This is a genomic window from Fontibacter flavus, from assembly GCF_042432905.1.
Lineage (GTDB): Bacteria > Bacteroidota > Bacteroidia > Cytophagales > Cyclobacteriaceae > Fontibacter > Fontibacter flavus.
Genome location: NZ_JBHLWI010000036.1, coordinates 25,874 through 49,237, shown reverse-complemented (window position 1 = coordinate 49,237; position 23,364 = coordinate 25,874). Strand labels below are relative to the sequence as shown.

24 protein-coding genes are annotated in these 23,364 nt (G+C 40.9%); 14 read left to right on the top strand and 10 right to left on the bottom strand.

Annotation, left to right across the window (positions count from 1 at the left end):
• The first annotated feature begins 243 nt into the window (after nucleotides 1-243).
• The 6 genes from ACFFIP_RS12795 to ACFFIP_RS12770 all read left to right on the top strand — a co-directional run bounded on the left by ACFFIP_RS12795 (nucleotide 244) and on the right by ACFFIP_RS12770 (nucleotide 6,801).
• Nucleotides 244-1,149: an EboA domain-containing protein gene (locus ACFFIP_RS12795; protein WP_382388050.1), complete on the top strand. Its 906-nt coding sequence runs from the start codon at nucleotides 244-246 to the stop codon at nucleotides 1,147-1,149.
• A gap of 62 nt (nucleotides 1,150-1,211) precedes the next feature.
• The gene (locus tag ACFFIP_RS12790) at nucleotides 1,212-2,123 is read left to right on the top strand and encodes a TatD family hydrolase (protein ID WP_382388049.1); all 912 of its coding nucleotides are present in this window, start codon (nucleotides 1,212-1,214) and stop codon (nucleotides 2,121-2,123) included.
• A 3-nt stretch (nucleotides 2,124-2,126) separates the two neighbouring features.
• Nucleotides 2,127-3,041 carry a UbiA-like protein EboC gene (eboC, locus tag ACFFIP_RS12785; protein ID WP_382388048.1) on the top strand — a complete coding sequence of 305 codons (915 nt, stop codon included), beginning with the start codon at nucleotides 2,127-2,129 and terminating at the stop codon, nucleotides 3,039-3,041.
• Between the two features lie 21 nt (nucleotides 3,042-3,062).
• Nucleotides 3,063-4,214, top strand: a complete 1,152-nt coding sequence (locus tag ACFFIP_RS12780; protein ID WP_382388047.1) for a 3-dehydroquinate synthase — start codon at nucleotides 3,063-3,065, stop codon at nucleotides 4,212-4,214.
• A 5-nt stretch (nucleotides 4,215-4,219) separates the two neighbouring features.
• Nucleotides 4,220-5,431, top strand: a complete 1,212-nt coding sequence (gene eboE, locus ACFFIP_RS12775) for a metabolite traffic protein EboE (RefSeq protein WP_382388046.1) — start codon at nucleotides 4,220-4,222, stop codon at nucleotides 5,429-5,431.
• Nucleotides 5,428-6,801, top strand: coding sequence for an alkaline phosphatase family protein (locus ACFFIP_RS12770; protein WP_382388045.1), 1,374 nt, complete (start codon nucleotides 5,428-5,430; stop codon nucleotides 6,799-6,801). Before eboE ends, ACFFIP_RS12770 begins: the two co-directional genes overlap by 4 nt.
• A 215-nt stretch (nucleotides 6,802-7,016) precedes the next feature.
• On the opposite strand, the gene ACFFIP_RS12765 is transcribed toward ACFFIP_RS12770, so the two are convergent.
• Entirely contained in the window at nucleotides 7,017-7,199 is a 183-nt protein-coding gene (locus tag ACFFIP_RS12765; RefSeq protein WP_382388044.1) for a hypothetical protein, read from the bottom strand.
• A 187-nt stretch (nucleotides 7,200-7,386) separates the two neighbouring features.
• On the bottom strand, nucleotides 7,387-9,066 hold the full coding sequence (ettA, locus tag ACFFIP_RS12760; protein WP_382388043.1) for an energy-dependent translational throttle protein EttA: 1,680 nt from the start codon (nucleotides 9,064-9,066) through the stop codon (nucleotides 7,387-7,389).
• Between the two features lie 133 nt (nucleotides 9,067-9,199).
• On the opposite strand from ettA, the gene ACFFIP_RS12755 reads away from it, so the two are divergent.
• Both ACFFIP_RS12755 and ACFFIP_RS12750 read left to right on the top strand, forming a co-directional pair.
• The gene (locus ACFFIP_RS12755) at nucleotides 9,200-10,447 is read left to right on the top strand and encodes a DUF349 domain-containing protein (protein ID WP_382388042.1); all 1,248 of its coding nucleotides are present in this window, start codon (nucleotides 9,200-9,202) and stop codon (nucleotides 10,445-10,447) included.
• 77 nt (nucleotides 10,448-10,524) lie between these two features.
• Nucleotides 10,525-10,746 carry a DUF2795 domain-containing protein gene (locus ACFFIP_RS12750; protein WP_008625540.1) on the top strand — a complete coding sequence of 74 codons (222 nt, stop codon included), beginning with the start codon at nucleotides 10,525-10,527 and terminating at the stop codon, nucleotides 10,744-10,746.
• Between the two features lie 28 nt (nucleotides 10,747-10,774).
• On the opposite strand, the gene ACFFIP_RS12745 is transcribed toward ACFFIP_RS12750, so the two are convergent.
• From ACFFIP_RS12745 to queA, 5 genes are all read right to left on the bottom strand, one after another.
• Entirely contained in the window at nucleotides 10,775-11,509 is a 735-nt protein-coding gene (locus tag ACFFIP_RS12745) for a LytR/AlgR family response regulator transcription factor (RefSeq protein WP_382388041.1), read from the bottom strand.
• A complete protein-coding gene (locus ACFFIP_RS12740) occupies nucleotides 11,502-12,545 on the bottom strand; it encodes a sensor histidine kinase (RefSeq protein WP_382388040.1) in 1,044 nt (347 codons plus the stop codon). The genes ACFFIP_RS12745 and ACFFIP_RS12740 overlap by 8 nt, the downstream gene beginning before the upstream one ends.
• Nucleotides 12,546-12,557: 12 nt before the next feature.
• Nucleotides 12,558-13,340, bottom strand: coding sequence for a LiaF transmembrane domain-containing protein (locus tag ACFFIP_RS12735; RefSeq protein WP_382388039.1), 783 nt, complete (start codon nucleotides 13,338-13,340; stop codon nucleotides 12,558-12,560).
• A 129-nt stretch (nucleotides 13,341-13,469) separates the two neighbouring features.
• Complete coding sequence (locus tag ACFFIP_RS12730; RefSeq protein ID WP_382388038.1) at nucleotides 13,470-14,150, bottom strand: 2-C-methyl-D-erythritol 4-phosphate cytidylyltransferase; 681 nt, start codon at nucleotides 14,148-14,150, stop codon at nucleotides 13,470-13,472.
• Between the two features lie 95 nt (nucleotides 14,151-14,245).
• Nucleotides 14,246-15,295: a tRNA preQ1(34) S-adenosylmethionine ribosyltransferase-isomerase QueA gene (queA, locus tag ACFFIP_RS12725; RefSeq protein ID WP_382388037.1), complete on the bottom strand. Its 1,050-nt coding sequence runs from the start codon at nucleotides 15,293-15,295 to the stop codon at nucleotides 14,246-14,248.
• 126 nt (nucleotides 15,296-15,421) lie between these two features.
• Here queA and ACFFIP_RS12720 point away from each other — a divergent pair, with 126 nt between their 5' ends.
• Nucleotides 15,422-16,666, top strand: a complete 1,245-nt coding sequence (locus tag ACFFIP_RS12720; RefSeq protein ID WP_382388036.1) for an ABC transporter permease — start codon at nucleotides 15,422-15,424, stop codon at nucleotides 16,664-16,666.
• A gap of 57 nt (nucleotides 16,667-16,723) precedes the next feature.
• Here ACFFIP_RS12720 and recA read toward each other — a convergent pair whose 3' ends face one another.
• Complete coding sequence (recA, locus tag ACFFIP_RS12715) at nucleotides 16,724-17,755, bottom strand: recombinase RecA (RefSeq protein WP_382388035.1); 1,032 nt, start codon at nucleotides 17,753-17,755, stop codon at nucleotides 16,724-16,726.
• Between the two features lie 177 nt (nucleotides 17,756-17,932).
• Between recA and ACFFIP_RS12710 the strand changes: the two genes are divergently transcribed.
• From ACFFIP_RS12710 to ACFFIP_RS12700, 3 genes are all read left to right on the top strand, one after another.
• A complete protein-coding gene (locus tag ACFFIP_RS12710) occupies nucleotides 17,933-18,721 on the top strand; it encodes a DUF3108 domain-containing protein (protein ID WP_382388034.1) in 789 nt (262 codons plus the stop codon).
• A gap of 151 nt (nucleotides 18,722-18,872) precedes the next feature.
• Nucleotides 18,873-19,562, top strand: a complete 690-nt coding sequence (locus ACFFIP_RS12705) for a response regulator transcription factor (protein ID WP_382388033.1) — start codon at nucleotides 18,873-18,875, stop codon at nucleotides 19,560-19,562.
• A gap of 3 nt (nucleotides 19,563-19,565) precedes the next feature.
• Nucleotides 19,566-20,621, top strand: a complete 1,056-nt coding sequence (locus tag ACFFIP_RS12700) for a sensor histidine kinase (protein ID WP_382388032.1) — start codon at nucleotides 19,566-19,568, stop codon at nucleotides 20,619-20,621.
• 77 nt (nucleotides 20,622-20,698) lie between these two features.
• Here ACFFIP_RS12700 and ACFFIP_RS12695 read toward each other — a convergent pair whose 3' ends face one another.
• Nucleotides 20,699-21,082 (bottom strand): DUF3037 domain-containing protein, encoded by a 384-nt coding sequence (locus ACFFIP_RS12695; protein WP_382388031.1) that lies wholly within the window; start codon nucleotides 21,080-21,082, stop codon nucleotides 20,699-20,701.
• Complete coding sequence (locus ACFFIP_RS12690) at nucleotides 21,060-21,872, bottom strand: HipA family kinase (RefSeq protein ID WP_382388030.1); 813 nt, start codon at nucleotides 21,870-21,872, stop codon at nucleotides 21,060-21,062. The genes ACFFIP_RS12695 and ACFFIP_RS12690 overlap by 23 nt, the downstream gene beginning before the upstream one ends.
• A 212-nt stretch (nucleotides 21,873-22,084) precedes the next feature.
• On the opposite strand from ACFFIP_RS12690, the gene ACFFIP_RS12685 reads away from it, so the two are divergent.
• The gene (locus ACFFIP_RS12685) at nucleotides 22,085-22,795 is read left to right on the top strand and encodes an RluA family pseudouridine synthase (protein ID WP_382388029.1); all 711 of its coding nucleotides are present in this window, start codon (nucleotides 22,085-22,087) and stop codon (nucleotides 22,793-22,795) included.
• 121 nt (nucleotides 22,796-22,916) lie between these two features.
• On the top strand, nucleotides 22,917-23,360 hold the full coding sequence (rplM, locus tag ACFFIP_RS12680) for a 50S ribosomal protein L13 (RefSeq protein WP_382388028.1): 444 nt from the start codon (nucleotides 22,917-22,919) through the stop codon (nucleotides 23,358-23,360).
• Nucleotides 23,361-23,364: the final 4 nt, after the last annotated feature.

Below are 23,364 nucleotides of genomic sequence, written 5' to 3'. Positions count from 1 at the left end.
TTGTTGCATTAAAAGAAATAACAATAAATAATTTTCACCTTTTCAATAATTTAAAACTAGATCTTAAAGGATCTGGTTACTTGAAGCTTTTTCATCAACTGAGATTTTAACCACCAAAAAAGATATTCTTCCACCTATGTGAGTTGAGGCTATTTTTTCCCATGGCCTCCTTCCAAGTGTGGGTTTAATCCTTAAATTTACGCTTGGAATACAAGCAAAAATTTTCCCAAAAACCCCTAGGTCATGTCAGAGTATAACGTATCCAAACAGGCAATGGAATTTTTGATTTCGATGCTCAGCAAACAGGCTGATAATGATTCCATGGATTGGTTGAAAAACCAAAGTAAAGAAATCAGTGACAGCACTAAATCCATGAAGCTTTTTTTAGCGTTTGGAAAAGCCTCGAGGTACTTTGACAAATCAACCTTACAGGTAAGCGAAGCCCAAGCCAAGGAAGCTGAAAAAATCAGAAAAGGCTTTACGCCATCAGCCTGGGACAAATTACAGACCGCAAGGACTATATTGATTCTATCTTTTCCACAACAGGATGAAGGTCTTTGGTTCAAAACTATAAACCAATTGTTTGAAACCGGAGACATGCAGGAACTCAAAAGCCTTTATGCAGCTCTGCCGATCTATCCTTTTCAGGACAAACTGACTGATAGGGCTGTTGAAGGACTTAGGTCCAATATGACTTTGGTGTTTGATGCGGTAGCCCTGGACAATCCCTATCCATCTGAATATTTCGACGAAAGGGCATGGAATCAGATGCTGCTAAAGGCTGTATTTATGCAAAGGCCTTTATTTCTGATTCAACATGCGGATCAACGTGCCAATGAAAACCTTGCCAGCATCCTGATCGACTTTGCCCACGAAAGGTGGGCTGCAGGACGGAATGTGATGCCGGAATTATGGAGGTATGTGGCGCCATTCCTCAATGATTCAAGACTTAAGGACATCGAAAAAGCAGTGGACAGCGGGGATTTGCTCGAAAAACAGGCTGCTTTATTGGCCTGTCATCAATCATCCTTTCCAAAGGCGAAGGAATATTTCTCGAAATTCCCTGAAATCAGAATGGAGATAGAGGCAGGAAATATCAACTGGGAATCGATAGGAAAAAGCTATGCCGAAACCCTGATCAAAAATTAAAAATCTCAAACCTAAGGGCACTGGATAATTGCCCTATGATAAAACAATAAACCTGAAAAAATATGGAAATGTACATAGATCCACACCTACACGCTGTATCCCGCACCACAGATGATTATGAAGCCATGAGAAAAGCCGGGGTAGTGGCGATTATAGAACCTGCTTTTTGGCTGGGCCAACCCCGAACAGAAGTGGGCAGTTTTAAGGATTATTTCAGCACCTTGGTGGGCTGGGAGCGCTTCAGGGCCAAGCAGTTTGGCATCGTACATTACTGTACCATTGGATTGAATTCCAAAGAAGCCAACAATGAAGCCTTGGCAGAGGAAGTGATGGAACTTTTACCCTTGTATGCCACTAAAGAAGGAGTGGTAGCCATTGGAGAAATCGGGTACGACGACCAAACAGCCGCAGAAGACAAATACTACAGACTTCAACTGGAGCTGGCCAAAGAAGTGGAGTTGCCAGTGCTCATCCATACCCCTCATAGGGACAAGAAAAAAGGCACAACTAGAAGCATGGATGTAAGCGAGGAGCATGGGCTACCTCCGCACATGGTAATCGTGGACCACAACAATGAAGAAACTGTCAAAGAAGTGTTGGACAGAGGTTATTGGGCAGCATTTACCATTTACCCCCATACCAAAATGGGCAGTGATAGGATGGTGGAGATTGTAAAAAAATATGGACCGGAACGTATTATCGTGGACTCTGCAGCTGACTGGGGCATCAGTGATCCCCTCGCGGTTCCAAAAACAGCCGCTCTGATGCGCAAGCATGGTATCCCCGAAGAACATATTCGCATGACTTGCTACCAAAATGCACTGACTGCCTATTCCCAAAGTGGACAGATGGAGGAATCAGATTGGTTAAACCCTGAGCCTATTGACCAAAGGCTGAAGCATGCGGGTAATTCCGTACTGCGCGGCGGTCAAGCCCCAAGGGTAGAAGGACCTTCTGATGCTGTGGAAAACTAGGATATGGCAGCTTTAAATATCAAAGCTTACTTACAGCTCACAAGACCTGCCAACGTTATTACAGCCATCGCTGATATTTGGGCAGGTTTTGCCGTTTCCGGTGCTGCTGCACTTTTGGTCTCCCAAAATGCCGAAACAGAGAACGCTTATGTGCTCTCATTGATCTGGCTATCCCTTTCCACCATAGGATTGTATGGAGGCGGTGTAGCTTTCAATGATGTATTTGACGCCAAATTGGACGCCATAGAGCGGCCAGAGCGTCCAATTCCAAGCGGGAAAGTGAAAAAAAGTAATGCCGCCTTGATGGCTACTATATTGATAGCGCTTGGTGTTCTGGCTGCCTTTCAGGTTAATCTTTGGAGTGGTTTGATTGCCCTGACAGTGGGCTTATTGGCTGTGTTTTATGATGCTTGGGGAAAACATCAGGCTATTTTCGGACCGATCAATATGGGCCTTTGCCGGGCAGGCAATTTGCTATTGGGCATTTCAGTCCTTCCCGATCTTCTACCTGATTTCTGGGCTTTGGGTCTGATTCCTTTGGCTTATGTTGCTGCCATCACCATGATCAGCAGAGGTGAAGTACATGGTAAAAATAAAAATGCTTTGATCAGTGGTCTTGGCATCTTCATCATTATTATTTCCGTACTCCTCTTTATTGCCTTTTTGGAAGGAAATGCCGGATGGATGGTCATTCCTTTTGTAGGTTTCTTTGCCTATATGATTTTTCCTCCTCTCATCAAAGCCCTGCGCTTACAGCAGCCCCAGTTGATAGGAAAATCAGTAAAAGCAGCTGTGATTTCCCTGATCATCCTCAATGCCTCCCTTGCTGCCAGCTTCTCAGGTTGGTGGGTTGGGCTCTGTATTTTGATCCTACTTCCTATTTCATTAAGATTGGCAAAAATATTCGCCGTAACTTGATGGCTCAACGCCTCGACTAAAATGACAAATACAGTACTTCAACAGGCCTTTGCAGTCAATTTCCAATACAAGGTATGCTTTACCCATGGCCTGTTTGATCCAAACAATAGCCTTTTGGCAGACCATCTCAGGACTGAAAATCCCGTAAAGATTTTCGTTGTGCTGGACAAGGGCCTTACTGAAGCCCACCCTGACCTGATTACCAAGCTGAAGCAATATTTTGAAGCCTACAAACAGGACATTTTCCTTTGTGCAGCCCCAATGATTGTTCCCGGAGGGGAAGCTTCCAAAAATGATGAAAATCTGGTCAGGCAAATTGTAGAAGCCACTCACCAGTACGCTATAGACCGGCATTCTTATATCATGGCCATAGGCGGTGGGGCGGTTTTGGATATGGTGGGTTTTGCTGCCGCGATTTCACACCGAGGGGTGAGGCATATCAGAATCCCTTCCACAGTACTTTCACAAAATGACTCTGGCGTGGGGGTAAAGAACAGCATCAATTATTTCGGAAAGAAAAATTACATAGGCACCTTTGCCACCCCTTATCTGGTCATCAACGATTTTGATTTCTTAAGAACTTTGGACGATAGGGATTGGAGATCCGGTTTGGCAGAAGCCATCAAAGTTGCCCTGATCAAGGATGTGGATTTTTTCCAATGGATGGAAAAGCATGCCAAAGATCTGGCCGGAAGAGAGATGGAACCTATGAAGGAATCCATCATCCGCTGTGCACAGATGCACCTGGACCATATCGCCGGAAAAGACCCCTTTGAAATGGGTTCCTCCAGGCCCTTGGACTTTGGACACTGGGCAGCACATAAGCTGGAATACCTGACCAACTTTGATTTAAGACATGGAGAAGCGGTCGCCATTGGCATCGCTTTGGACAGCAGCTATTCCTTTTTGAAAGGATGGATTGGACAAGATGATTTAGATAGGATATTGAAACTGATCTCTGACTTGGGCTTCGACCTGTATGTTCCCGAACTAACAGGAGAAAACCTGATCAAAGGACTGGAGGAATTCAGGGAACACCTGGGAGGAAGACTGACCATCATGTTGCTCAAAGCCATAGGAAAAGGAGAAGAAGTACATGAAATGGATCCTAGCCTGATTGGTGAAGCCATCACTTATCTGGAATCCAAACATAAAATTGCGAATGTGAATTGACAGGCATGCAGATACAGGGACATCATTTGAGTTATTGCAGCAATATCCATCCGGGCGAAACCTGGGAGGACACTTTCCAAAGCATCAAGGATTACATTCCAAAAGTGAAAGCAAACTTGGGGATCCAAGGCCCTTTTGGTATTGGCCTCAGGCTTTCCAATCAGGCCAGCGAAACACTGATTTCCGATAGAAATCTTGGGGAATTTCAGAAATGGTTAGATGCTCATAATTGCTATGTTTTCACCATGAACGGTTTCCCTTATGGGGAATTCCATCATTCAGTGGTCAAAGACAAGGTACACCAACCAGACTGGTCTACAGTTGCCAGAAAGGAATATACACTCAGACTTTTCCAGATCCTGGAAGCATTAACCCCAAAAGGTCAGGAAGGCAGCATTTCAACCTCTCCTATTTCTTACCGTCACTGGTTCGGTTCTGAAACTGAAAGAGATGAGGTGCTTCTTACCGCCTGTGAACAGTTGGCAGAAATTACAGCCAAATTGCATCAAATCGAGCAAAAAGCCCATAAAACGCTTCATTTGGATATAGAACCCGAACCCGATGGGATTTTGGAAAATACTGAGGAAGTACTTTGGTTTTTCAAGAACTGGTTGATTCCAAAAGGAGGTGCATGGCTGGTTGAGAAATTGGGGATTTCCTCAGTTGCTGCAGCGCAGCTGTTGAAACACCATATCAGAATTTGCTATGATGTTTGTCATTTTGCCATAGTCTATGAAAAGGCAGAAGACACCTTCCGAAAATTCCAGGAAGAAGGAATCAAAATCGGCAAAATCCAGATTTCAGCTGCCTTGAAAGTAGGAATTCCAAAAGATCCAAAGGAAAAACAATTCCTGCAAACGAAACTTAAACCCCTGGCCGAATCCACTTACCTTCATCAGGTCATTGGAAGAGATAAAGCTGGTCAACTCCAATCTTACACAGACCTTCCGGAAGCCATTGCTATTCTCAACGAAACAGATATGGAGGAAATGAGAATACACTTTCATGTACCGGTTTTCTTAGCGCATTATGGGGATTTTTCATCCACCCAATCCGATATCATCAATGTGCTGGAGGAAATCAAAAAACATCCTGTCTGCAGCCACTTGGAAGTGGAAACTTACACTTGGGATGTATTGGACAAAGACCTTCGACAAGAACTTTCGTCTTCTATTACGAGAGAAATGGACTGGGTCATCAAAACATTTGAAAAATGAAAAAAACAGTTGTAATCAATATTGTCGCTTTATCCTCCAGATTGATCGGAGAACATACGCCTTTCCTTAAAAAATGGATAGAAAAGCGGCAAAAAACTTTTATCCAACCCATATTACCAGCAGTAACCTGCGCTTCCCAATCGGTTTACCTGACAGGAAAATGGCCGGAGGAAAACGGAATCGTCGGCAACGGCTGGTACTTCAGAGACGAATGCGAAATCAAATTTTGGAGACAGTCCAACCACCTGGTACAGTCTCCAAAAATTTGGGACAAGTTGAAAAATCAGGATCCTAATTTCACCTGTGCCAACATGTTCTGGTGGTACAACATGTATTCCTCCGTGGATTATGCAGTGACCCCAAGGCCCTTGTACCCAGCAGATGGAAGGAAATTACCGGACATCCACAGCCACCCTATGGACCTGAGGGACAGGTTGCAGCAGGAATTAGGGCAGTTTCCGCTTTTCTCCTTCTGGGGACCAAATGCCAATATCGAATCCACCCAATGGATTGCCGAGGCATCCAAAAAAGTAGACCAATGGTTCAATCCTACCCTGAACCTGATTTACCTTCCTCATTTGGATTATGGCTTGCAGCGATATGGCCTGGACTTTAAAAAAATAAAAAAGGACCTAAGGGAAATCGACAAAGTGGCAGAAGACCTGATTACCTATTTTGAAAAGCAGGGAACAGAGGTATTACTCCTTTCTGAGTACGGCATCACATCGGTTAATAACCCTATCCATATCAACAGAATCTTAAGGAAAGAAGGCTGCATAGTCGTAAAAGATGAATTGGGAAGAGAAACCTTGGATGCCGGCACCTGCAAGGCATTTGCCGTGGCAGACCATCAGTTGGCCCATGTCTATATCAAAGACGAAGCAGATATTCCTGCTATCAAAAGCATGTTGGAAAGGGTGCCTGGAATTGAAAAAGTACTGGACAAGGAAGGAAAACAAAAATACCATTTGGATCATCCAAGGGCTGGAGAACTGATTGCCGTAGCAGACAAAGATTCCTGGTTTACCTATTACTTTTGGCTGGATGATAACAAGGCACCTGATTATGCCAGGACGGTAGATATCCATCGTAAGCCAGGCTATGATCCTGTAGAAACTTTGGCCGATCCGGAAATCAAATTCCTGAAGGGCAAAATCGGGATGAAGCTTTTGAAAAAGAAACTTGGTTTCAGGTACTTGATGGATGTGATTTCTTTGGATGCCTCCTTGGTCAAGGGTTCTCATGGAAGGACACCAGAGGACCCAATGGATTGGCCGATTTTTGTAGGTTCCGATACCAACGAGCAAAATTCCGGTGAAATAGAACCTACCGAAGTATTTGAAAGGATATATAAAACGGTAATGAGATAAGAATTAGGATTGCTTCATATCCTTTTTCCGCTTCTTCATAGCACTTGTAAAAAACAACAATGCGCCCAAGATCAAAAGCAGTCCCTTTAACCAGGGTGGTATTGTGACCAATTTATAGACAAATTGATTTACCAAGAAGACTGGGATGAAAAGGAAGAAATAAAAATTGTACAGTTTCTCCATATGAACATGTTTTAATTATCGGGACAAAAATGCTAATCCTCCTGAGCTTTGGATTTCTTAATGTTTATATACCCTTGAATACTCTGAATGATATTGGAAAGCAATACAAATCCCATACCTACGGCAGTTAAATGGGATCCACGTATCAGTGCCAATATCCCTAAGGCCAATGCAACAATCCCTAAAATAATATTAAAAATCAATATCCCTTTCATCTGAACCTTTCCCCTAAAAATAGTGATATTTTTTAATTTTAAAATAACAGGTAATGTAATTTAAAAAAACAGCCCAGGTCAAAAACCCGGGCCATTTTCCCATATGCAATTTTAGATATCCAAATTCAAGTCTTAGTTCTTGATTCTTGTCTCTTGTTTCTCGTTTCTAATCTCTAGCTTCTCTCCTCTACCTAAGCTTCTTATACTTAATCCTCTTCGGAGTCACATCACCCAAGCGCTTTTTCTTGTTTTCCTCGTAATCGGAGAAGTTACCCTCAAACCAATACACTTGGGAATCTCCTTCAAAAGCCAGGATATGGGTACAGATTCTATCTAGAAACCATCGGTCGTGGGAAATAATCACTGCACAACCACCGAAGTTCTCCAATGCCTCTTCCAAAGCTCTCAGGGTGTTCACATCCAAATCGTTTGTAGGTTCATCCAAAAGCAACAAGTTGCCGCCTTCTTTCAGAGTCATGGCCAAATGTACCCTGTTGCGCTCACCGCCGGATAGCACGCCAAGTTTCTTTTCCTGATCGGAGCCAGCAAAATTAAATTTACTCACATAAGCCCTGGAGTTAATTTCTTTATTTCCCAATTTCATCAACTCATTACCTTCAGAGATAGCCTGATAGACGGTTTTATTAGGATCCAAGTTATCATGCTCCTGATCCACATAGGCCAGTTTCACTGTCTCTCCAATTTCAAAATGTCCGGCATCTGGCTTTTCTTGTCCTGTAATCAATTTGAATAAAGTTGACTTACCCGCACCGTTTGGCCCGATAATTCCTACGATGCCACCTTGTGGCAAGCTGAAAGAAAGGTTTTCAAAAAGCAATTTGTCCCCATAAGCTTTGGACACACCATTGACTTCAATCACTTTTGCTCCCAGTCTAGGTCCTGGAGGAATGTAAAGTTCCAATTTGGCTTCTTTTTCTTTGGACTCTTCGGAGACCAGTTTGTCATAAGCAGAAAGGCGGGCCTTCCCCTTTGCCTGTCTGGCCTTTGGCGCCATGCGTATCCATTCCAACTCCCTTTCTAGGGTCTTCTGACGTTTGGACTCAGTTTTTTCTTCCTGTTTTAGTCTATCCTGCTTTTGTTCCAACCAGGAAGAATAGTTGCCTTTCCAAGGGATACCTTCTCCCCTATCCAATTCCAAGATCCAGCCTGCCACATTATCCAAGAAGTAACGGTCGTGTGTGACGGCAATTACTGTTCCTTTATATTGCTGTAAATGCTGCTCCAACCAGAGCACCGACTCAGCATCCAAGTGGTTGGTCGGTTCGTCTAATAAAAGCACATCTGGTTCCTGTAATAAAAGGCGGCAAAGCGCTACCCTTCTCTTTTCACCACCTGAAAGATTTGCCACATTGGCCTCACTCGGGGGAAGTCTCAGGGCGTCCATTGCTCTTTCCAACATGGTATCTAGTTCCCAGGCATTGGCGGCATCAAGTTTCTCCTGTACTTCACCTTGCTTTTGGATCAGTTTATCCATGGCATCCGGATCTTCCATCAAGGCAGGATCCATGAATTTCTCATTGATTTCCTCAAATTCCTTGAGTAGAGCAACAGTACCGGCAACGGCCTCTTCCACAATTTCTTTTACGGTTTTGGTAGGATCCAATTGGGGTTCCTGTTCCAGCATACCAACAGAGTAGCCTGGAGACCATACCACTTCACCTTGGAATTCTTTATCAACACCTGCTATAATTTTCAGCAAGGAGGATTTACCGGAGCCATTGAGACCAAGTACGCCGATTTTGGCACCGTAGAAAAATGACAGGTAAATATCTTTTAAAACTTTTTTCTGAGGCGGGTAAATTTTTGATACCCCTGCCATAGAAAATATGATTTTCTCGTTACTCATAAGGGAATTGTAGTTATTTTTTCATCCAAGAATGACAAATATGGCAAAAAAAGGGCTTTCTTAGGATAAATGCATTTGAATTAATTAATTTGCAGAAAATTAAACGGACTACCACGCAACCTATTAGATCGAAATGGAGCATCCATACGGGTACATTAAAGATAACAAGGTTTATCTTAAGGGATTTTTGAATCAGCCGGACAGGGTGATTGGAGAAGTAAAAGAAGACGAAGCATCTACCATCAAATATTTTGAGGATAGATTTGCCTCCTTAAAAGAAAAAATCAATGCGTTAAAAAACGATATTGAAGAAAACCAGAATAAAGGTTCCTTCTTGATGAAGCTGATTCATTTGAGAGACTCTATGCTGGATTATGATGCCTTAGGGGATTTTGTACCGCTTATTGAGGACTTGGACAAATTACAGGTCTACCTTGAAGACATCATCAAGAAAAATCGTGAACGTAATCTGGAAATCAAAAAAGGCTTGATCTTAGAAGCTGAGGCCTTGAAAAATGATACAGACTGGAAGAATACTGCTGAAGAATTCAAAAACCTGAAAATGCGCTGGATCAAAACAGGTCCCGTGGAAAAGGAATTCGAAGAGGAAGTCGAACAGGCTTTCAATTTAGCAGTTGACACTTTTTTTGAAAACAGAAAGCACTATTTCGAAGGACTCGCGCTGCAGGCAGAAGAGAACATCAAAGTTTACGAAGACTTGGTCATACAGGCACGAGAGGCATTTGACAATCCTGATGCAAAAAAAGCATTTGAAATTTCCAAAAGAATCCAAAAAGAATGGAAAGCTGCCGGCAAAGTTCCTGCAGAAAAAAGGCAGCCACTTTGGGATGAGTTTTCCAAACTGAACAACAGAATTTTCAGCAGATTCAGAAGGACCATGCAGTCTGAACCACAGATGAAGCCTTGGGAACTCATGAAAAAAATGGAAAGTATGACCGAGGAAATGAAAAAACTGGCTTATGCTGAAACAAACCCAGAGGTAATTTCGTCTGCCAAGAAACTGCAAGCTGATTGGAAAAAGCTTCCCCCAAGAAAGCCTAAAGAGGCAAACTTGGTCATGCGTTCATTTACATTCTATTCAGAAGCTGTTTTCGAGAAATTATTCTTGAATAAATTGGCTCATTCAAAATATCCAGATTTTGACAAGAAAGAAGTGTCAGAACAAAAGCGTATCAAATCGTCTATTTTGAAAGATCTCATCTACAGAGATGAAAATGAACTGGCCACTGTTAAGGAAAATGCCGAAAACTTCAGAACGAATGAAAGTGATTTTGAAATCATGCTGAGGAGAAAATTAAGTGCCTTCAAAAGAAAAATTGATGTAAAAAATTTCATCTTGAAGGAACTTTCAAATAATTAATGGGTTAACAATTGAAAATTTAAAACTATTTCTATTTTTGCATGCCGTTAAGGCGGTAAACATTAAACTCTGAAACTATGTATTGGACATTAGAACTAGCATCTTACCTTGAAGATGCGCCATGGCCTGCAACCAAAGACGAGTTGATCGATTACGCGATCCGTTCCGGTGCCCCTTTGGAAGTTGTTGAAAACCTCCAGGAACTTGAGGATGACGGCGAGCCTTATGAGAACATCGAAGAGATTTGGCCAGACTATCCTACGAAAGATGATTTCTTCTTTAATGAAGATGAATACTAAAAAAAGCCCTTAAATGGGCTTTTTTCATTTAAATACCCAAGACGGTTTTTAATTTCGGAAAACCAGTTTTGCTGACAGGAACACTTTGCCCGTCTCTTAACTTCAAAACATAACTATCTTTTTCATATGGTTCTATTTTGCTGATTTCACTTACTTTTACCAAGTAAGATCTGTGAACCCTGACAAACTGAAGCGGATCCAAGGTTTTCTCAAAAAATGACAGAGTCTTGTTTTTGATAAACTTCCCCTCTGCTGTATAAATATTCACATAATCATCATTGGCTTCCATGAATTTCACCTCTTCCAAGGGAATGATTTTTATCTCATTCTTAACTTTTACCACGATTCTATTAGCTGACTCCGGATGTTGATTTTCCTCTTCCAGATGTTTACTGTCCATCTTTGCATTTTTGTCCAATTGAAGAAACTTCTCTATGGCCTTGGCAAACCTTTGGGATGAAAATGGTTTGAGTAAATAATCTATCGCATGGATATCAAAGGCCTTCATGGCATATTGGTCGAATGCGGTAGTGAATATGACATATGGAGGATTATCAAGCAATTCCAGTAATTCAAAACCATTTAATTTTGGCATTTGAACATCTAGAAAAATCAGTTCAGGCTGCGTCTCATAAATGGCTTTGAGCCCGTCAAAGCCATTATGACACACTTTTATAACCTCAAACTGAGGAAAGTCTGATAAATATTCCTTTATGATTTCGGTTGCCAAAGGCTCGTCATCAATTATCAAAGTCTTAATCATAGTGCTGAGGTATTTTAACTGTCACCTTAAAAATCCCGTTACCTTTATCGATATCAATCAGATCATTCCTTCCAAACATCAAGAATAGCCTCCTTTGGACTGCCTCCAATCCAAATCCAGCTCCTTTATTTCCTGGAGAATCAGAATCGAAGGGATTTGAAATAGAAACTAAAAGATAATTGTCTTTTTGAGTAAATCCAATCCCAATCATTACATCTTCCAGGACACTGTACAGCCCATGTTTGATGGCATTTTCCAATAAAGGCTGAATCAGCAACTGTGGTATCCTGAGCTCTTTACTCTCTTCAGATACCTTTATTTCAGTTTTTAGCCTATGGCCAAACCTTACTTTTTCAATGGATAAAAATAATCCCAAATACTCCAATTCTTCCTCTACGCCCACCCAATTTTTATCATTCTTCTTGATTGTTCTTCTCAAAAATTCAGATAGCTGCACCACCATTTCCCGTGCTTTTTCAGGATTCGATTTGACAAGAGCGCTGATGGAATTCAGGCTATTGAAAATAAAATGCGGTTGCAATTGCTGCCGAAGATGGAACAGTTCAGCCTCCTTTGACATCTGCTGGATTTTTTCATGTCTGTCCTTGGTCTTCATTTGATCCTCAAGTTTCCCGTGAAGGACAAGTAATGCTGACCAAAAAAGATACAATATAAAAAAAACAAAAAGCCTGACAGGAATGGAATACTCCACAAATTCAAGATAGTTAAAATCTGAAGCCAGCAACCATTTAAACAGGTACCTTGTAAAAAAAACAGTTCCAAAGGCCAACATCAAAGGCAGTGCAATTATTAACCATCTTTGCGATTTTTGGGGAAGGTAAAATCCGAATACATTGTCTAAAAGTAAAAACCCGATCACCAACAATAACACATTTAAAGATGCATCTACGATCGCCAATCGGTAGATAAAACCATAATAATTGATCAGCATGGCAATAACCATTATGCCTATCAGCATAATGGCTATCACCTTCAGTCCACTTTGGTTTTTGGATGCTAAAATATCTCTTATCACAATTGCCTTGGATTAAAACGATTTGATCTCCAAACCTCCAAAAATTACAGAACCATAAATTTTCAGCACTTTTGAAGGATCTGGAGGAGTCTGAGGATACATTCTTTTATCTTCAACCCCGGCAAACATATTGGTAACATTAATCTGCAAATCCCAATGAGGGGGCACAACCAATTTCACCCCACCAAAGGCCACTTCAATATTCAGCATGGCACCCGGAGCCAGATCAGCCTGAGAAAGGTCTATTTCAGTTCCTCCAAAGATCGCTGAAGCCTTTCCTCCTTTGAAGTTTTTAGACAGCACCCTTTTCTGAATGCCCGTAAACAATGCCTGGGCACTGATGATATCTCCAGCATCATTGTAAACGTAGTTTTGAGGACTACTATGGCTTCCTTCCTGATCATTTACTCCCATTTTATCTGCCCCTTTCTGAAAATTCCTGAAGAAATCCTCATTAAAACGCTCCTTATCCCTGCTACGCTTTAAGATCAGGTATAAACCAAAAATGATAAGGCCTGTTGGAATCAAATAAGGTTCAACTTCAAAAGGAAAACCAAAATTCTTTTTGATAAGAAAGAAACCACCTACCAATAACAAGCCCACTCCAAATCCACTTTGGAAATTATGCTTGGCAGAAATCACCAAGCCAATGACGATAAGTACCATCGGCCATGAGAATACCCAAGAAGGAAACCAAAAGCCAATAGCTCTTAGCAATAAAACACCTCCGATGATCAAAATGACCAGTCCTGCTGTCAGGTCATTGTTTGTTGAAGAAAAATCCCGTTTTGCCATGATTATTTCATTTAATTATTTCTGATTAGAATGAGACAAAACTAAAGAGAGCTAAACTTATGGCAGTGTATAAATAGGCCATCAGAATAAAAAAATCGGTAAACGGCAGGATATAATCGGTGAATTCCTTTACGGATTTCCCCTACTCATCAGGAAAGCAGCATAATCCATATCCTCAGGTGTAGTTATCTTGATGTTTTCCAAATTTCCGGAAATCAATTTTACCTGCCAACCCTGATGCTCATAGACAGTGGCATCATCTGTGAATTGGGGTAATTCCTGTACTTCATAGGCCTGTTTGATTTTGGAAAGCTGAAAGGTCTGAGGCGTCTGTACCAACCTGTATAATTGACGGTCTTCGAAATGTGACTCTCCTTCTTCTGTGATTCTCCTGATAGAATCCTTTAAACCGATGACCGCTATAGCTGAACCAAACTTTTCCGCTATGAGAAAGCTCTCCTTTATAACTTCAGATGCTACAAATGGTCGGACACCATCATGAACCGCGACCAAACCTACGTCGCCATCAATGGCTTTGAGCCCATTCCTTACGGATTCAAACCTACTGCTTCCACCCGCCACTACCGCATGAGGAATGGCAAATTGGTATTGTTTGCAAAATGAATCCCATAGATCAAAGTCATCTTTAGGGATTACCAAAATTAACTCTATATCAGCATCTGCATGATGGAACTTCTCTAAGGTATGCATCAGCACAGGTTTGGCCCCTATTTCAAGATATTGCTTTGAAATTGGCGCTCCCATTCTGGTTCCTGTCCCTCCAGCTACAATGACTGCGTATTTTTTCATACAATTAATCAACTTATCAAGGGTAAAAAGTACGCAAAGTTTAGCATTCTTGGAAAATGAAATAAAAAAAGGCCTTTAAAAAGGCCTTTTTAAGATTAGATGATCAACATGGCATCCCCATAAGAGAAGAACCTATATTTTTCTTTTACTGCCACCTGATATGCTTTCATGATCAGATCATAACCCCCAAATGCAGCCGCTGTCATGAGCAAGGTAGATTCCGGAAGGTGAAAATTCGTAATCAAGGCATTGGCAATTTTGAAGTCATAAGGAGGAATGATAAACTTGTCTGTCCATCCTTCAGAAGCTTTCAGTCTACCATTGGCTGTTACAGATGACTCAATCGTTTTAAGAGTAGTTGTTCCAACAGATACAACCCTTTTCTTATTATCAAGTGCTTCATTAACCAATTCTACTGTTTTTCCAGGGATGTTATAATTCTCTGAATCCATCTTGTGTTTTGTCAAGTCTTCAACATCAACCTGCCGGAAGGTCCCTAAACCAACATGAAGTGTAATAGGGGTAACTGCCACACCTTTGAGTTCTAGTCTTTTGAGCAAATGTGGAGTAAAATGCAATCCTGCTGTTGGCGCTGCTACAGCCCCTACATTCTTGGCAAAAATAGTCTGGTACCTTTCTCTATCTTCCGGCTCTACTTTCCTTTCTATATATTCTTTGAGAATAGGTGTCTCTCCAAGAGAGTCAATCGTCTTATAAAACTCTTCATCAGTACCATCAAACAAAAACCTGATGGTTCTTCCTCTTGAAGTAGTATTGTCAATAACTTCTGCTACCAGATCACTGTCGCCGAAGTAAAGCTTGTTACCCACACGGATTTTTCTCGCAGGATCTACGAGCACATCCCATAACCTTAACTCCTGGTTAAGTTCTCTCAACAAGAAAACTTCGATTTTGGCGCCTGTTTTTTCTTTATTTCCGTACAATCTAGCAGGAAATACCTTAGTATCGTTCATGACAAAAACATCTCCATCACCGAAGTATTCGATGATATCCTTGAAAAGACGATGTTCAATCTCTCCGGTTTTTTTATGGACAACCATCAAACGGGATTCGTCTCGATTATCTGTTGGATATAAGGAAATGAGTTTTTTGGGAACGTCGAATTTAAAGTCTGATAACTTCATATATATGGATAGGTAATTGCTTGATTACTGCCAATTAAGATTCATTTTAAAAAGCGCAAAGTTAACAATAATTCTCCCGAAAACTACTTATCTTGTGAATTAGTTTTTAACACATTATAAAAAATCGTGATCTATATCAAACTCATCTGGGAAAGTTTGAGGTTTGCCATGCAGGCCCTTAAGTCAAATCTTACCAGGACTATATTATCTCTATTAGGTGTAACGGTGGGTATTTTTGCCATCATCGCAGTATTCACCTTGGTGGATTCTTTGGAGAAAAACATCAAATCCAGCTTCAGTTTTTTAGGAAGCAATGTTGTCACTGTAAACAGGTTTCAGTTTGTCGGTGGGCCTGATTACCCATGGTGGAAATATTTCAGGAGACCTTACAATACTTACGCAGAATATACTTTCCTAAAGGATAAACTTAAAAACTCAGAAGCCGTGACATTCTCTGCTGGCGCTAATGCAACTGTGCAGGCGGGCAGCAATTCCTATAAAGGAACGAATCTGACCGGAGTAGTCTTCACATACAAAGATGTGTATGACTTACCTTTAGAATCTGGGAGATTTTTTACCGAATCTGAGGTTAACGCTTCAAGAAATGTTGCGCTTATAGGCGTGAAAATTGCCAACACATTATTCCCGAACAGGGACCCTCTAGGGAAAGAATTCAAAATAAAGGGTTCAAAATTTATCATCATTGGAATATTCGAGGAAGAAGGAGAAGGATTATTTGAAATAGCCTCCAAAGATGAAGCCGTGATGATCCCTTATGGCAGTTTTACCAAACTGTATTTTGTGGGTCAGAATGGCATCGAACCCAGTATCGCGGTAAAAGGCAAGGATGATGATGTGGGGCTGGTAGCTTTAGAAAACGAGCTCATTGGTGCCATGAGAGCAAAAAGAGGTCTGAAACCAACCCAAGAAGACAATTTCGCTTTGAACAAGTCGGAGTTTATCATGAATACCATTGGTTCTATCTTTGATGTCATCAGTACTGCAGGATGGGTAATCGGAGGATTCTCCATATTAGTGGGAGGATTTGGAATTGCCAATATCATGTTCGTTTCGGTAAAAGAAAGGACCAATATTATCGGAATCCAAAAATCCTTAGGTGCAAAAAATTACTTCATTCTTTTCCAGTTTTTGTTTGAAGCCATCTTCCTTAGCCTGATTGGAGGAATTGCTGGCATTATCATCGTGTATGGCATTACCTTTATTCCTGTAGGTTCGCTTGAACTGGTCCTTTCTTTGAAGAATGTTATTTTGGGATTGGGAATCTCCTCAGCAATTGGAGTGGTGTCGGGAATAGTCCCTGCTACACTTGCAGCAAGACTGGATCCTGTTGAAGCCATCAGAGCTACCTAATCAAAAAGCCCCTGAATCTTCAGGGGCTTTTTGATGAATATAATCTTCAGCTAATTTTTAATCTTCCTCTCCTGGTTCTACTTTAACCGAAGCGCCAAGACCTGCTTTCTCTTTGATTTTCTTTTCCAATTCCTCCATCAGTTCAGGATTATCCAAAAGGAGGTTTTTCACCGCATCCCTGCCCTGCCCGAGTTTGTTTCCTTCGTAAGAGAACCAAGAACCTGCCTTTTTGATGATATCAAATTCCACTCCCAGGTCAATTATCTCCCCTACTTTGGAAATACCCTGTCCATACATGATGTCAAATTCCACTACTTTGAACGGCGGCGCCACTTTGTTTTTGACAACTTTTACTTTGGTGCGGTTGCCCAAAACATTATCAGCACCTTCCTTAATCTGACCAATCCTTCTGATATCCAATCGCACAGAAGCATAGAATTTCAAGGCATTACCACCAGTTGTAGTCTCCGGATTACCGAACATTACCCCGATTTTATCTCTTAGCTGGTTGATAAAAATACAGGCACACCCGGTTTTATTGATCGCTCCAGTGAGTTTTCTCAATGCCTGGGACATCAATCTTGCCTGCAAGCCCATCTTGCTGTCACCCATATCCCCCTCAAGTTCTCCTTTTGGCACCAAGGCAGCCACGGAATCTATGACGATAATATCAATAGCACCAGAACGGATCAAGTGCTCTGCTATTTCAAGTGCCTGCTCACCGTTATCCGGCTGAGAGATCAATAAATTCTCCGTGTCAATACCCAACTTTTCTGCATAAGTCTTATCAAAGGCATGTTCTGCATCAATAAAAGCAGCAAGTCCTCCAGCTTTCTGAGCTTCTGCAATACAATGCATCGTCAAGGTTGTCTTACCTGAAGATTCAGGACCATAGATTTCAATTACCCTGCCACGTGGAATCCCACCAATACCCAACGCCATATCCAAACCTAATGATCCGGTAGAAATAGCCGGCACATCCTGCACCTTGTTGTCACTCAACTTCATCACCGTGCCTTTCCCATAGGTCTTTTCCAGCTTATCAATTGTCAGCTGTAGGGCTTTCAGTTTTTCAGTATTTGCACTCATATCTGTTATTTACAAATGTTTATTTGAAAATGTTAAATTAAACATAGATTATTGGAGACCCAACTCTGCCAAAAAGGTTTACGTTATTACTTTTTAGGTACCAAAATTTAGCCGTGTTCAATATTTCGCTAATATTGGAATAAGATTTGAAAAGCTTTCAGTAGAAATCTTAATTTAATGAAAAATCAGGTATTAAAGTCAGTAATTGTCGCATTTTTTTTCTTTTCCTTAGCATTTACCGCTTATGGACAGAAAAATATGGCTTTTAAAAACGGAGAAGAACTGACTTTTAAAGTAAGTTATGGTTTTCTGGATGCCGCAGAAGCCAAAATGATTATAAGTCCCAGGATCATGTCCATGAATAACCGTCCCGCCTATAAAATAGATGTTTATGGTCAAACGCTCGGTATATTCAAACTTTTCAAAGTCAATGACAACTGGGGAAGTTACCTGGATACCACTAAGATAATCCCCTATCAATCTTACAGACATATCGAAGAAGGAAAATACCGAAAACATGAGCGGGTAATCTTTGACCATCAAAAAAAGAATGCCCATGTCAGACTTTATGACAAAGAAAACAAAAATGTGGTCGACACAAAAGACTATTCTATACCTGAAAATATTCAGGATATTGTCAGTGGATTTTATTTCCTTCGGACGATGGATCTAAAAAAATTAAAAGTTGGAGACACAGTGGTTATTCCAGGCTTTTTTGACAAAGAAATCTACAATCTTAAACTCATTTATGAGGGCAGAGAAAATATTAAAACCAAACTGGGGGAATTTAATACCTTTATCTTTTCTCCAGTTATGCCCAAAAACAAGCTTTTTAGAGGCGAGCAGCCTGTTACCGTTTGGGTTTCTGATGACATGAATAAAATACCTTTAAAAATAAAAGCCAGGCTCATGGTAGGATCCCTAGATATGGATATTACTGAAGCCAAAGGACTCCGTAACAATTAATTGATCATTGGGTAACATTATTTTAACAAATGGGTATCTAAAAAGAACCTAATGTTGTATTTGCCCATGATTTTTTATCAAATAAGATTTTATACCAAGGCTTTTTTTAAATTAGCATCACAATAGCGTAAAATTAACCCGCTATCCATACATGAGTGATAAACAAAAACTGAAGGTACTGGTCGTTGATGATGAGCCGGACATCGTGGAACTCCTCACTTATAACCTTAAAAAGGAAGGCTATGAAGTTGAATCTGCTGAAGATGGCATAAAGGCAGTGAAAATTGCCAACAAATTCCACCCTGATGTGATTCTATTGGACATCATGATGCCCAATCAGGACGGTGTGGAAACCTGCAGGCAAATCCGTGAAATCCCTGAACTGAAAAATACCTTTGTAATTTTTCTGACTGCAAGAGCTGAGGAATATTCAGAAGTAGCTGCATTCGATGTGGGAGCAGACGATTACATCACCAAGCCTATCAAGCCAAGGGCTTTGATGAGCAGGATAGCGGCTCTGTTCAGAAGAGAAACCAAGAAAGAACAGGAATTCACCCAGATAAAAATCAAAGATTTGATCATTGACCGCACCAGCTATACCATTGACAAAGCGGGCAAAACCATCACTTTACCCAAAAAAGAATTTGAACTGTTGTATTTCCTTGCCAAAAATCCTAATATGGTATTTAGTAGGGATGATCTTTTGCAGAATATTTGGGGCGCTGATGTATTTGTATTGGCCAGAACAGTGGATGTACATATCAGAAAAGTCAGAGAAAAAATAGGCGAAGATTATATCACTACGGTTAAAGGAGTAGGTTATAAATTCGACATGAGCTAATCTATGCTGACCACTTCCCGGGGGATTTCATTGGTTTTGGCTGTTGCTATCTCAGCCCTTACGGTTGCTTTTTTATTGTTAATGGATGATGCGACTCCATCACTTTTGCTGGTAGCTGGTGCTATTTCATTTTCAGTATCCTATATTTTGATGCAGGTCACTTTGGAATTTTTGATCTTCAAAGAAATCAGCAACATCTACAGTGTGTTGGAAAAAATACAAAAGAAAGATTACTCCAGCATCCCCGACAAATCCGACAGGCTTTCGATTTCTCCTTTGAAAAAAATCAACAAAACCATCAACCTTTACGCACAATCCAAAAACAAAGAAATCGAAACCCTTCAGAAGAATGCTGCATTCAGGAGAGAGTTTATTGCGGATATTTCCCATGAATTAAAAACCCCGATTTTCGCTGCTCAGGGTTATATCCACACCTTATTGGACGGTGCAGTAGAAGACAAATCCGTAAGATTGAAGTTTTTAAAAAGAGCAGCAAAGAGCCTAAATGCCTTGGACAAATTGGTCCAAGACCTATTAACCCTCAATCAGATGGAAAGCGGGGTAATCAAATTCCATTTCGAGTCTTTTGATCTCAAAGAGGTGATTCATGAAGTGATTGAAGAACTTGAACACAAAGCTGCAAAACGTGATATGATTATCCGCTTTTTTTATGATAAGGACAAATCTTATCATACCATTGCGGACAAAGATAAAATCTTCAGAGTATGTCAAAATCTGATATCCAACGCCATCAAATACAATAATGACGGCGGTGAAGTGGAAGTCTTTCTTAAAATGCTCAAAAACAATATCATGGTAGAAGTCAAAGATAATGGTAAGGGCATTTCACCTGATGACCTCAAACGGATTTTTGAACGCTTTTACCGGGTAGAAAAAAGCAGGTCAAGGGAAAAAGGCGGAACAGGCCTGGGATTGGCCATCGTCAAACATATCCTTGAAGGACACAAAAGTAAGATTTCGGTCAGCAGTACCTTGGGCAAGGGCTCTGTCTTCAGTTTTGAATTGCCTCTGGATAAAGACAAAAAGAAAGTGGCCTAAGAAAATTCTTCGGCCACCAATTCTTCCATTTCTCCTCAATCACTATGAGCAAACCTTGGCTCGATAAGATTTGCACATCAATACACATACTCTTCAAATAATTTATCCAGGGATTTCTCCAGATCATCTGTGAATCCGATATGAGGCCTTGAAGTTTGCAGCATAGAACTTCTCACTGCTGTCAGCCACCTGAATCTGGATGCCACATCCTGTTTTGAAATAGGACTCCCTACATTCTCTCCTTTGCATATTTTAGAGAAAGAATCCAAGTATTCCTTAAACAACAACATATCTGCTGCTGGGTCTAGCGAAAAGATTTTTTGCTCATTCAACAACACTTTACTTTTAAGGTAATTCTCCCTTTTGCAGCAAAGTATTATCCCAACATTGACAAACTCCTCCCGCTCTACCCTTGGCACAATGCGGATGATGGCATATTCATATAAGTGCTTTCCTTGCATCTTGAGCTTCTTTTACAAATACAGATGAATTTTCTAACCTCAACAACAAAAACTCTTCATAAACTTTCCTCCCTTCGTCAGGACTTTCCACATCTCTCGAAGCCATCAGCCATTCATCAGGAACCAAGTCCAAAATAGCTGAGATTTTATCAGGGGTAATTTTTGATTTCATTTCATGGTCTACTTTTTCCAATTTGCCAGCCATTGGTAAGAGCACATGATCTTTGATCATGGAAAAAGGACTTTTGGCATGCTTCTCAAAATTTTCCCAAGAATGGTGAAAAAGGAAAGACGCTCCATGATCGATCAGCCATAATTCCCTATTCCAAATCAGCAGATTGGTATTGCGATACGTCCTGTCTACATTCGTGATATAAGCGTCCAACCAAACGATCTTAGAAGCAAGCTCTTCATCTACCGAAGATGCGCCAGGATCAAAAGTGACTGCTTTGGATAAAAAATGCAGTCCTAAATTAAGCCCTTGGCTACCTTTCAATAAATCTTGAATCTCTTCATCACCTTCTGAGCGTCCAAAAGCTTCATCAAGATTGGCAAAAACCAATTCAGGCACTTTCAAGCCCAAAAGTCTAGCGACCTCACCTCCGATAAGTTCGGCAATCAAAGCCTTTTCCCTTTGTCCTGCCCCCTTGAATTTCAAGACATAATTGAATCCGTCATCCGCTTCCGCCAAAGCTGGCAGGGAACCTCCTTCCCGCAGAGGCATAACATAGCGCATGACGTTGACTGTACGTAAAGAAAAATTTCTTTCTTTCATTATTATTTCCTTCATCTTCGATTCAAAGGTAAAAAATACATCCATGATTTGGGAAGGCTAAATCAGTAAAGATGAAAAAGGACTTAATTGTTAAACCAGTATGACAACTATGTTTTATATTCAACTACAGAATTACTGCGACATCGCTGCAAAACATTCTTTTGATAATATTTTCTACACTGAATTTTATTTCATAATTTTGCGCCCTTATTGGGAGTAGAAGCTGCATGAAAAAAATTGATTTTAAGGACTTGATTCTGTTTGAAAACGAGGATTACCTTGTCATCAATAAGCTTCCCTATTTATCGACATTGGACGACAGGCATGAGGCGCAGAATATTCTGGACTTGGCCAAGCAATACACCCCTGATGCCCAGGTGTGTCACAGATTGGACAAGGAGACATCAGGATGCTTGGTAATTGCCAAACACCCGGAGGCTTACAGAAACATCGCCATACAGTTTGAAGACAGAAAGGTCAATAAAGTCTATCATGCAGTAGTGGAAGGCATCCATGAATACGACAATATTCTGGTGGACCGCAACATCCACGCGACCAATAAAGGCCTCGCCAAGATAACCAAAGAAGGCAAGCCTGCTCAGACAATCTTCAGAACCCTGAGGACCTATTATGCGCATTCCTTGATAGAATGTAGACCCATCACAGGGAGACTGCATCAGATCAGGGTTCATTTGGCACATTTGAAGTCCCCGATATGTGGTGATGAAATGTATGGTGGCAAACCACTTTATTTATCTGCCTTAAAACGGCGATTTAATCTCAAAAAAGGCACTGATGAATTGCCCATCATGCAGCGTGTTTCGCTCCATGCCTATGCCATCGCATTCGATGGGGTAAAAGGAGAAAGGATAGAAGTCCAGGCTCCTTACCCAAAAGACTTTGAGGTATTGGTCAAACAACTGGAAAAAAACCGCTAACTCGTAGAAAATGTGGGCAATAATGTTGTTTCTTTTGCAATAAAAAGAAATTACTTCTATCTTTGTGTCCCTTTTTGAGGGTGAAGTATATTTAACAAGCTAATAATTAAACATTTACACAGTGGATACATTAAGCTACAAGACCGTATCAGCAAATGCTGCGACTGTAGAGAAAAACTGGGTGGTAGTGGATGCCCAGTCTGCAGTACTAGGTAGATTTGCCAGTGAGGTTGCAAAAATCCTTAGGGGTAAGAACAAACCTTCTTACACTCCTCATGTGGACTGCGGAGACAACGTGATTGTCATCAATGCAGACAAGGTTAGGTTGACCGGAAGAAAGATGGACGAAAAAGTATATGTTCGTCACACTGGTTACCCAGGTGGACAGCGTATTTCTACGCCAAAATTATTGAAGCAAAAATCTGCTTCTATTTTGGTAGAGAAAGCTGTAAGAGGAATGCTTCCTAAAAACAGATTGGGAAGAGAATTGTACAGAAACCTTTACGTTTACAATGGTTCTGAGCATCCTCATGCAGCACAGCAACCTAAAGAAATCAAACTCTAATCTT

What these genes read in the sequence shown, in the direction of transcription:
- ACFFIP_RS12795 (WP_382388050.1), top strand. Translation starts at nt 244, where the DNA reads ATGTCAGAGTATAACGTATCCAAACAGGCAATGGAATTTTTGATTTCG.
- ACFFIP_RS12790 (WP_382388049.1), top strand. Translation starts at nt 1,212, where the DNA reads ATGGAAATGTACATAGATCCACACCTACACGCTGTATCCCGCACCACA.
- eboC (WP_382388048.1), top strand. Translation starts at nt 2,127, where the DNA reads ATGGCAGCTTTAAATATCAAAGCTTACTTACAGCTCACAAGACCTGCC.
- ACFFIP_RS12780 (WP_382388047.1), top strand. Translation starts at nt 3,063, where the DNA reads ATGACAAATACAGTACTTCAACAGGCCTTTGCAGTCAATTTCCAATAC.
- eboE (WP_382388046.1), top strand. Translation starts at nt 4,220, where the DNA reads ATGCAGATACAGGGACATCATTTGAGTTATTGCAGCAATATCCATCCG.
- ACFFIP_RS12770 (WP_382388045.1), top strand. Translation starts at nt 5,428, where the DNA reads ATGAAAAAAACAGTTGTAATCAATATTGTCGCTTTATCCTCCAGATTG.
- ACFFIP_RS12765 (WP_382388044.1), bottom strand. Translation starts at nt 7,199, where the DNA reads ATGAAAGGGATATTGATTTTTAATATTATTTTAGGGATTGTTGCATTG.
- ettA (WP_382388043.1), bottom strand. Translation starts at nt 9,066, where the DNA reads ATGAGTAACGAGAAAATCATATTTTCTATGGCAGGGGTATCAAAAATT.
- ACFFIP_RS12755 (WP_382388042.1), top strand. Translation starts at nt 9,200, where the DNA reads ATGGAGCATCCATACGGGTACATTAAAGATAACAAGGTTTATCTTAAG.
- ACFFIP_RS12750 (WP_008625540.1), top strand. Translation starts at nt 10,525, where the DNA reads ATGTATTGGACATTAGAACTAGCATCTTACCTTGAAGATGCGCCATGG.
- ACFFIP_RS12745 (WP_382388041.1), bottom strand. Translation starts at nt 11,509, where the DNA reads ATGATTAAGACTTTGATAATTGATGACGAGCCTTTGGCAACCGAAATC.
- ACFFIP_RS12735 (WP_382388039.1), bottom strand. Translation starts at nt 13,340, where the DNA reads ATGGCAAAACGGGATTTTTCTTCAACAAACAATGACCTGACAGCAGGA.
- ACFFIP_RS12730 (WP_382388038.1), bottom strand. Translation starts at nt 14,150, where the DNA reads ATGAAAAAATACGCAGTCATTGTAGCTGGAGGGACAGGAACCAGAATG.
- queA (WP_382388037.1), bottom strand. Translation starts at nt 15,295, where the DNA reads ATGAAGTTATCAGACTTTAAATTCGACGTTCCCAAAAAACTCATTTCC.
- recA (WP_382388035.1), bottom strand. Translation starts at nt 17,755, where the DNA reads ATGAGTGCAAATACTGAAAAACTGAAAGCCCTACAGCTGACAATTGAT.
- ACFFIP_RS12710 (WP_382388034.1), top strand. Translation starts at nt 17,933, where the DNA reads ATGAAAAATCAGGTATTAAAGTCAGTAATTGTCGCATTTTTTTTCTTT.
- ACFFIP_RS12705 (WP_382388033.1), top strand. Translation starts at nt 18,873, where the DNA reads ATGAGTGATAAACAAAAACTGAAGGTACTGGTCGTTGATGATGAGCCG.
- ACFFIP_RS12700 (WP_382388032.1), top strand. Translation starts at nt 19,566, where the DNA reads ATGCTGACCACTTCCCGGGGGATTTCATTGGTTTTGGCTGTTGCTATC.
- ACFFIP_RS12695 (WP_382388031.1), bottom strand. Translation starts at nt 21,082, where the DNA reads ATGCAAGGAAAGCACTTATATGAATATGCCATCATCCGCATTGTGCCA.
- ACFFIP_RS12690 (WP_382388030.1), bottom strand. Translation starts at nt 21,872, where the DNA reads ATGAAGGAAATAATAATGAAAGAAAGAAATTTTTCTTTACGTACAGTC.
- ACFFIP_RS12685 (WP_382388029.1), top strand. Translation starts at nt 22,085, where the DNA reads ATGAAAAAAATTGATTTTAAGGACTTGATTCTGTTTGAAAACGAGGAT.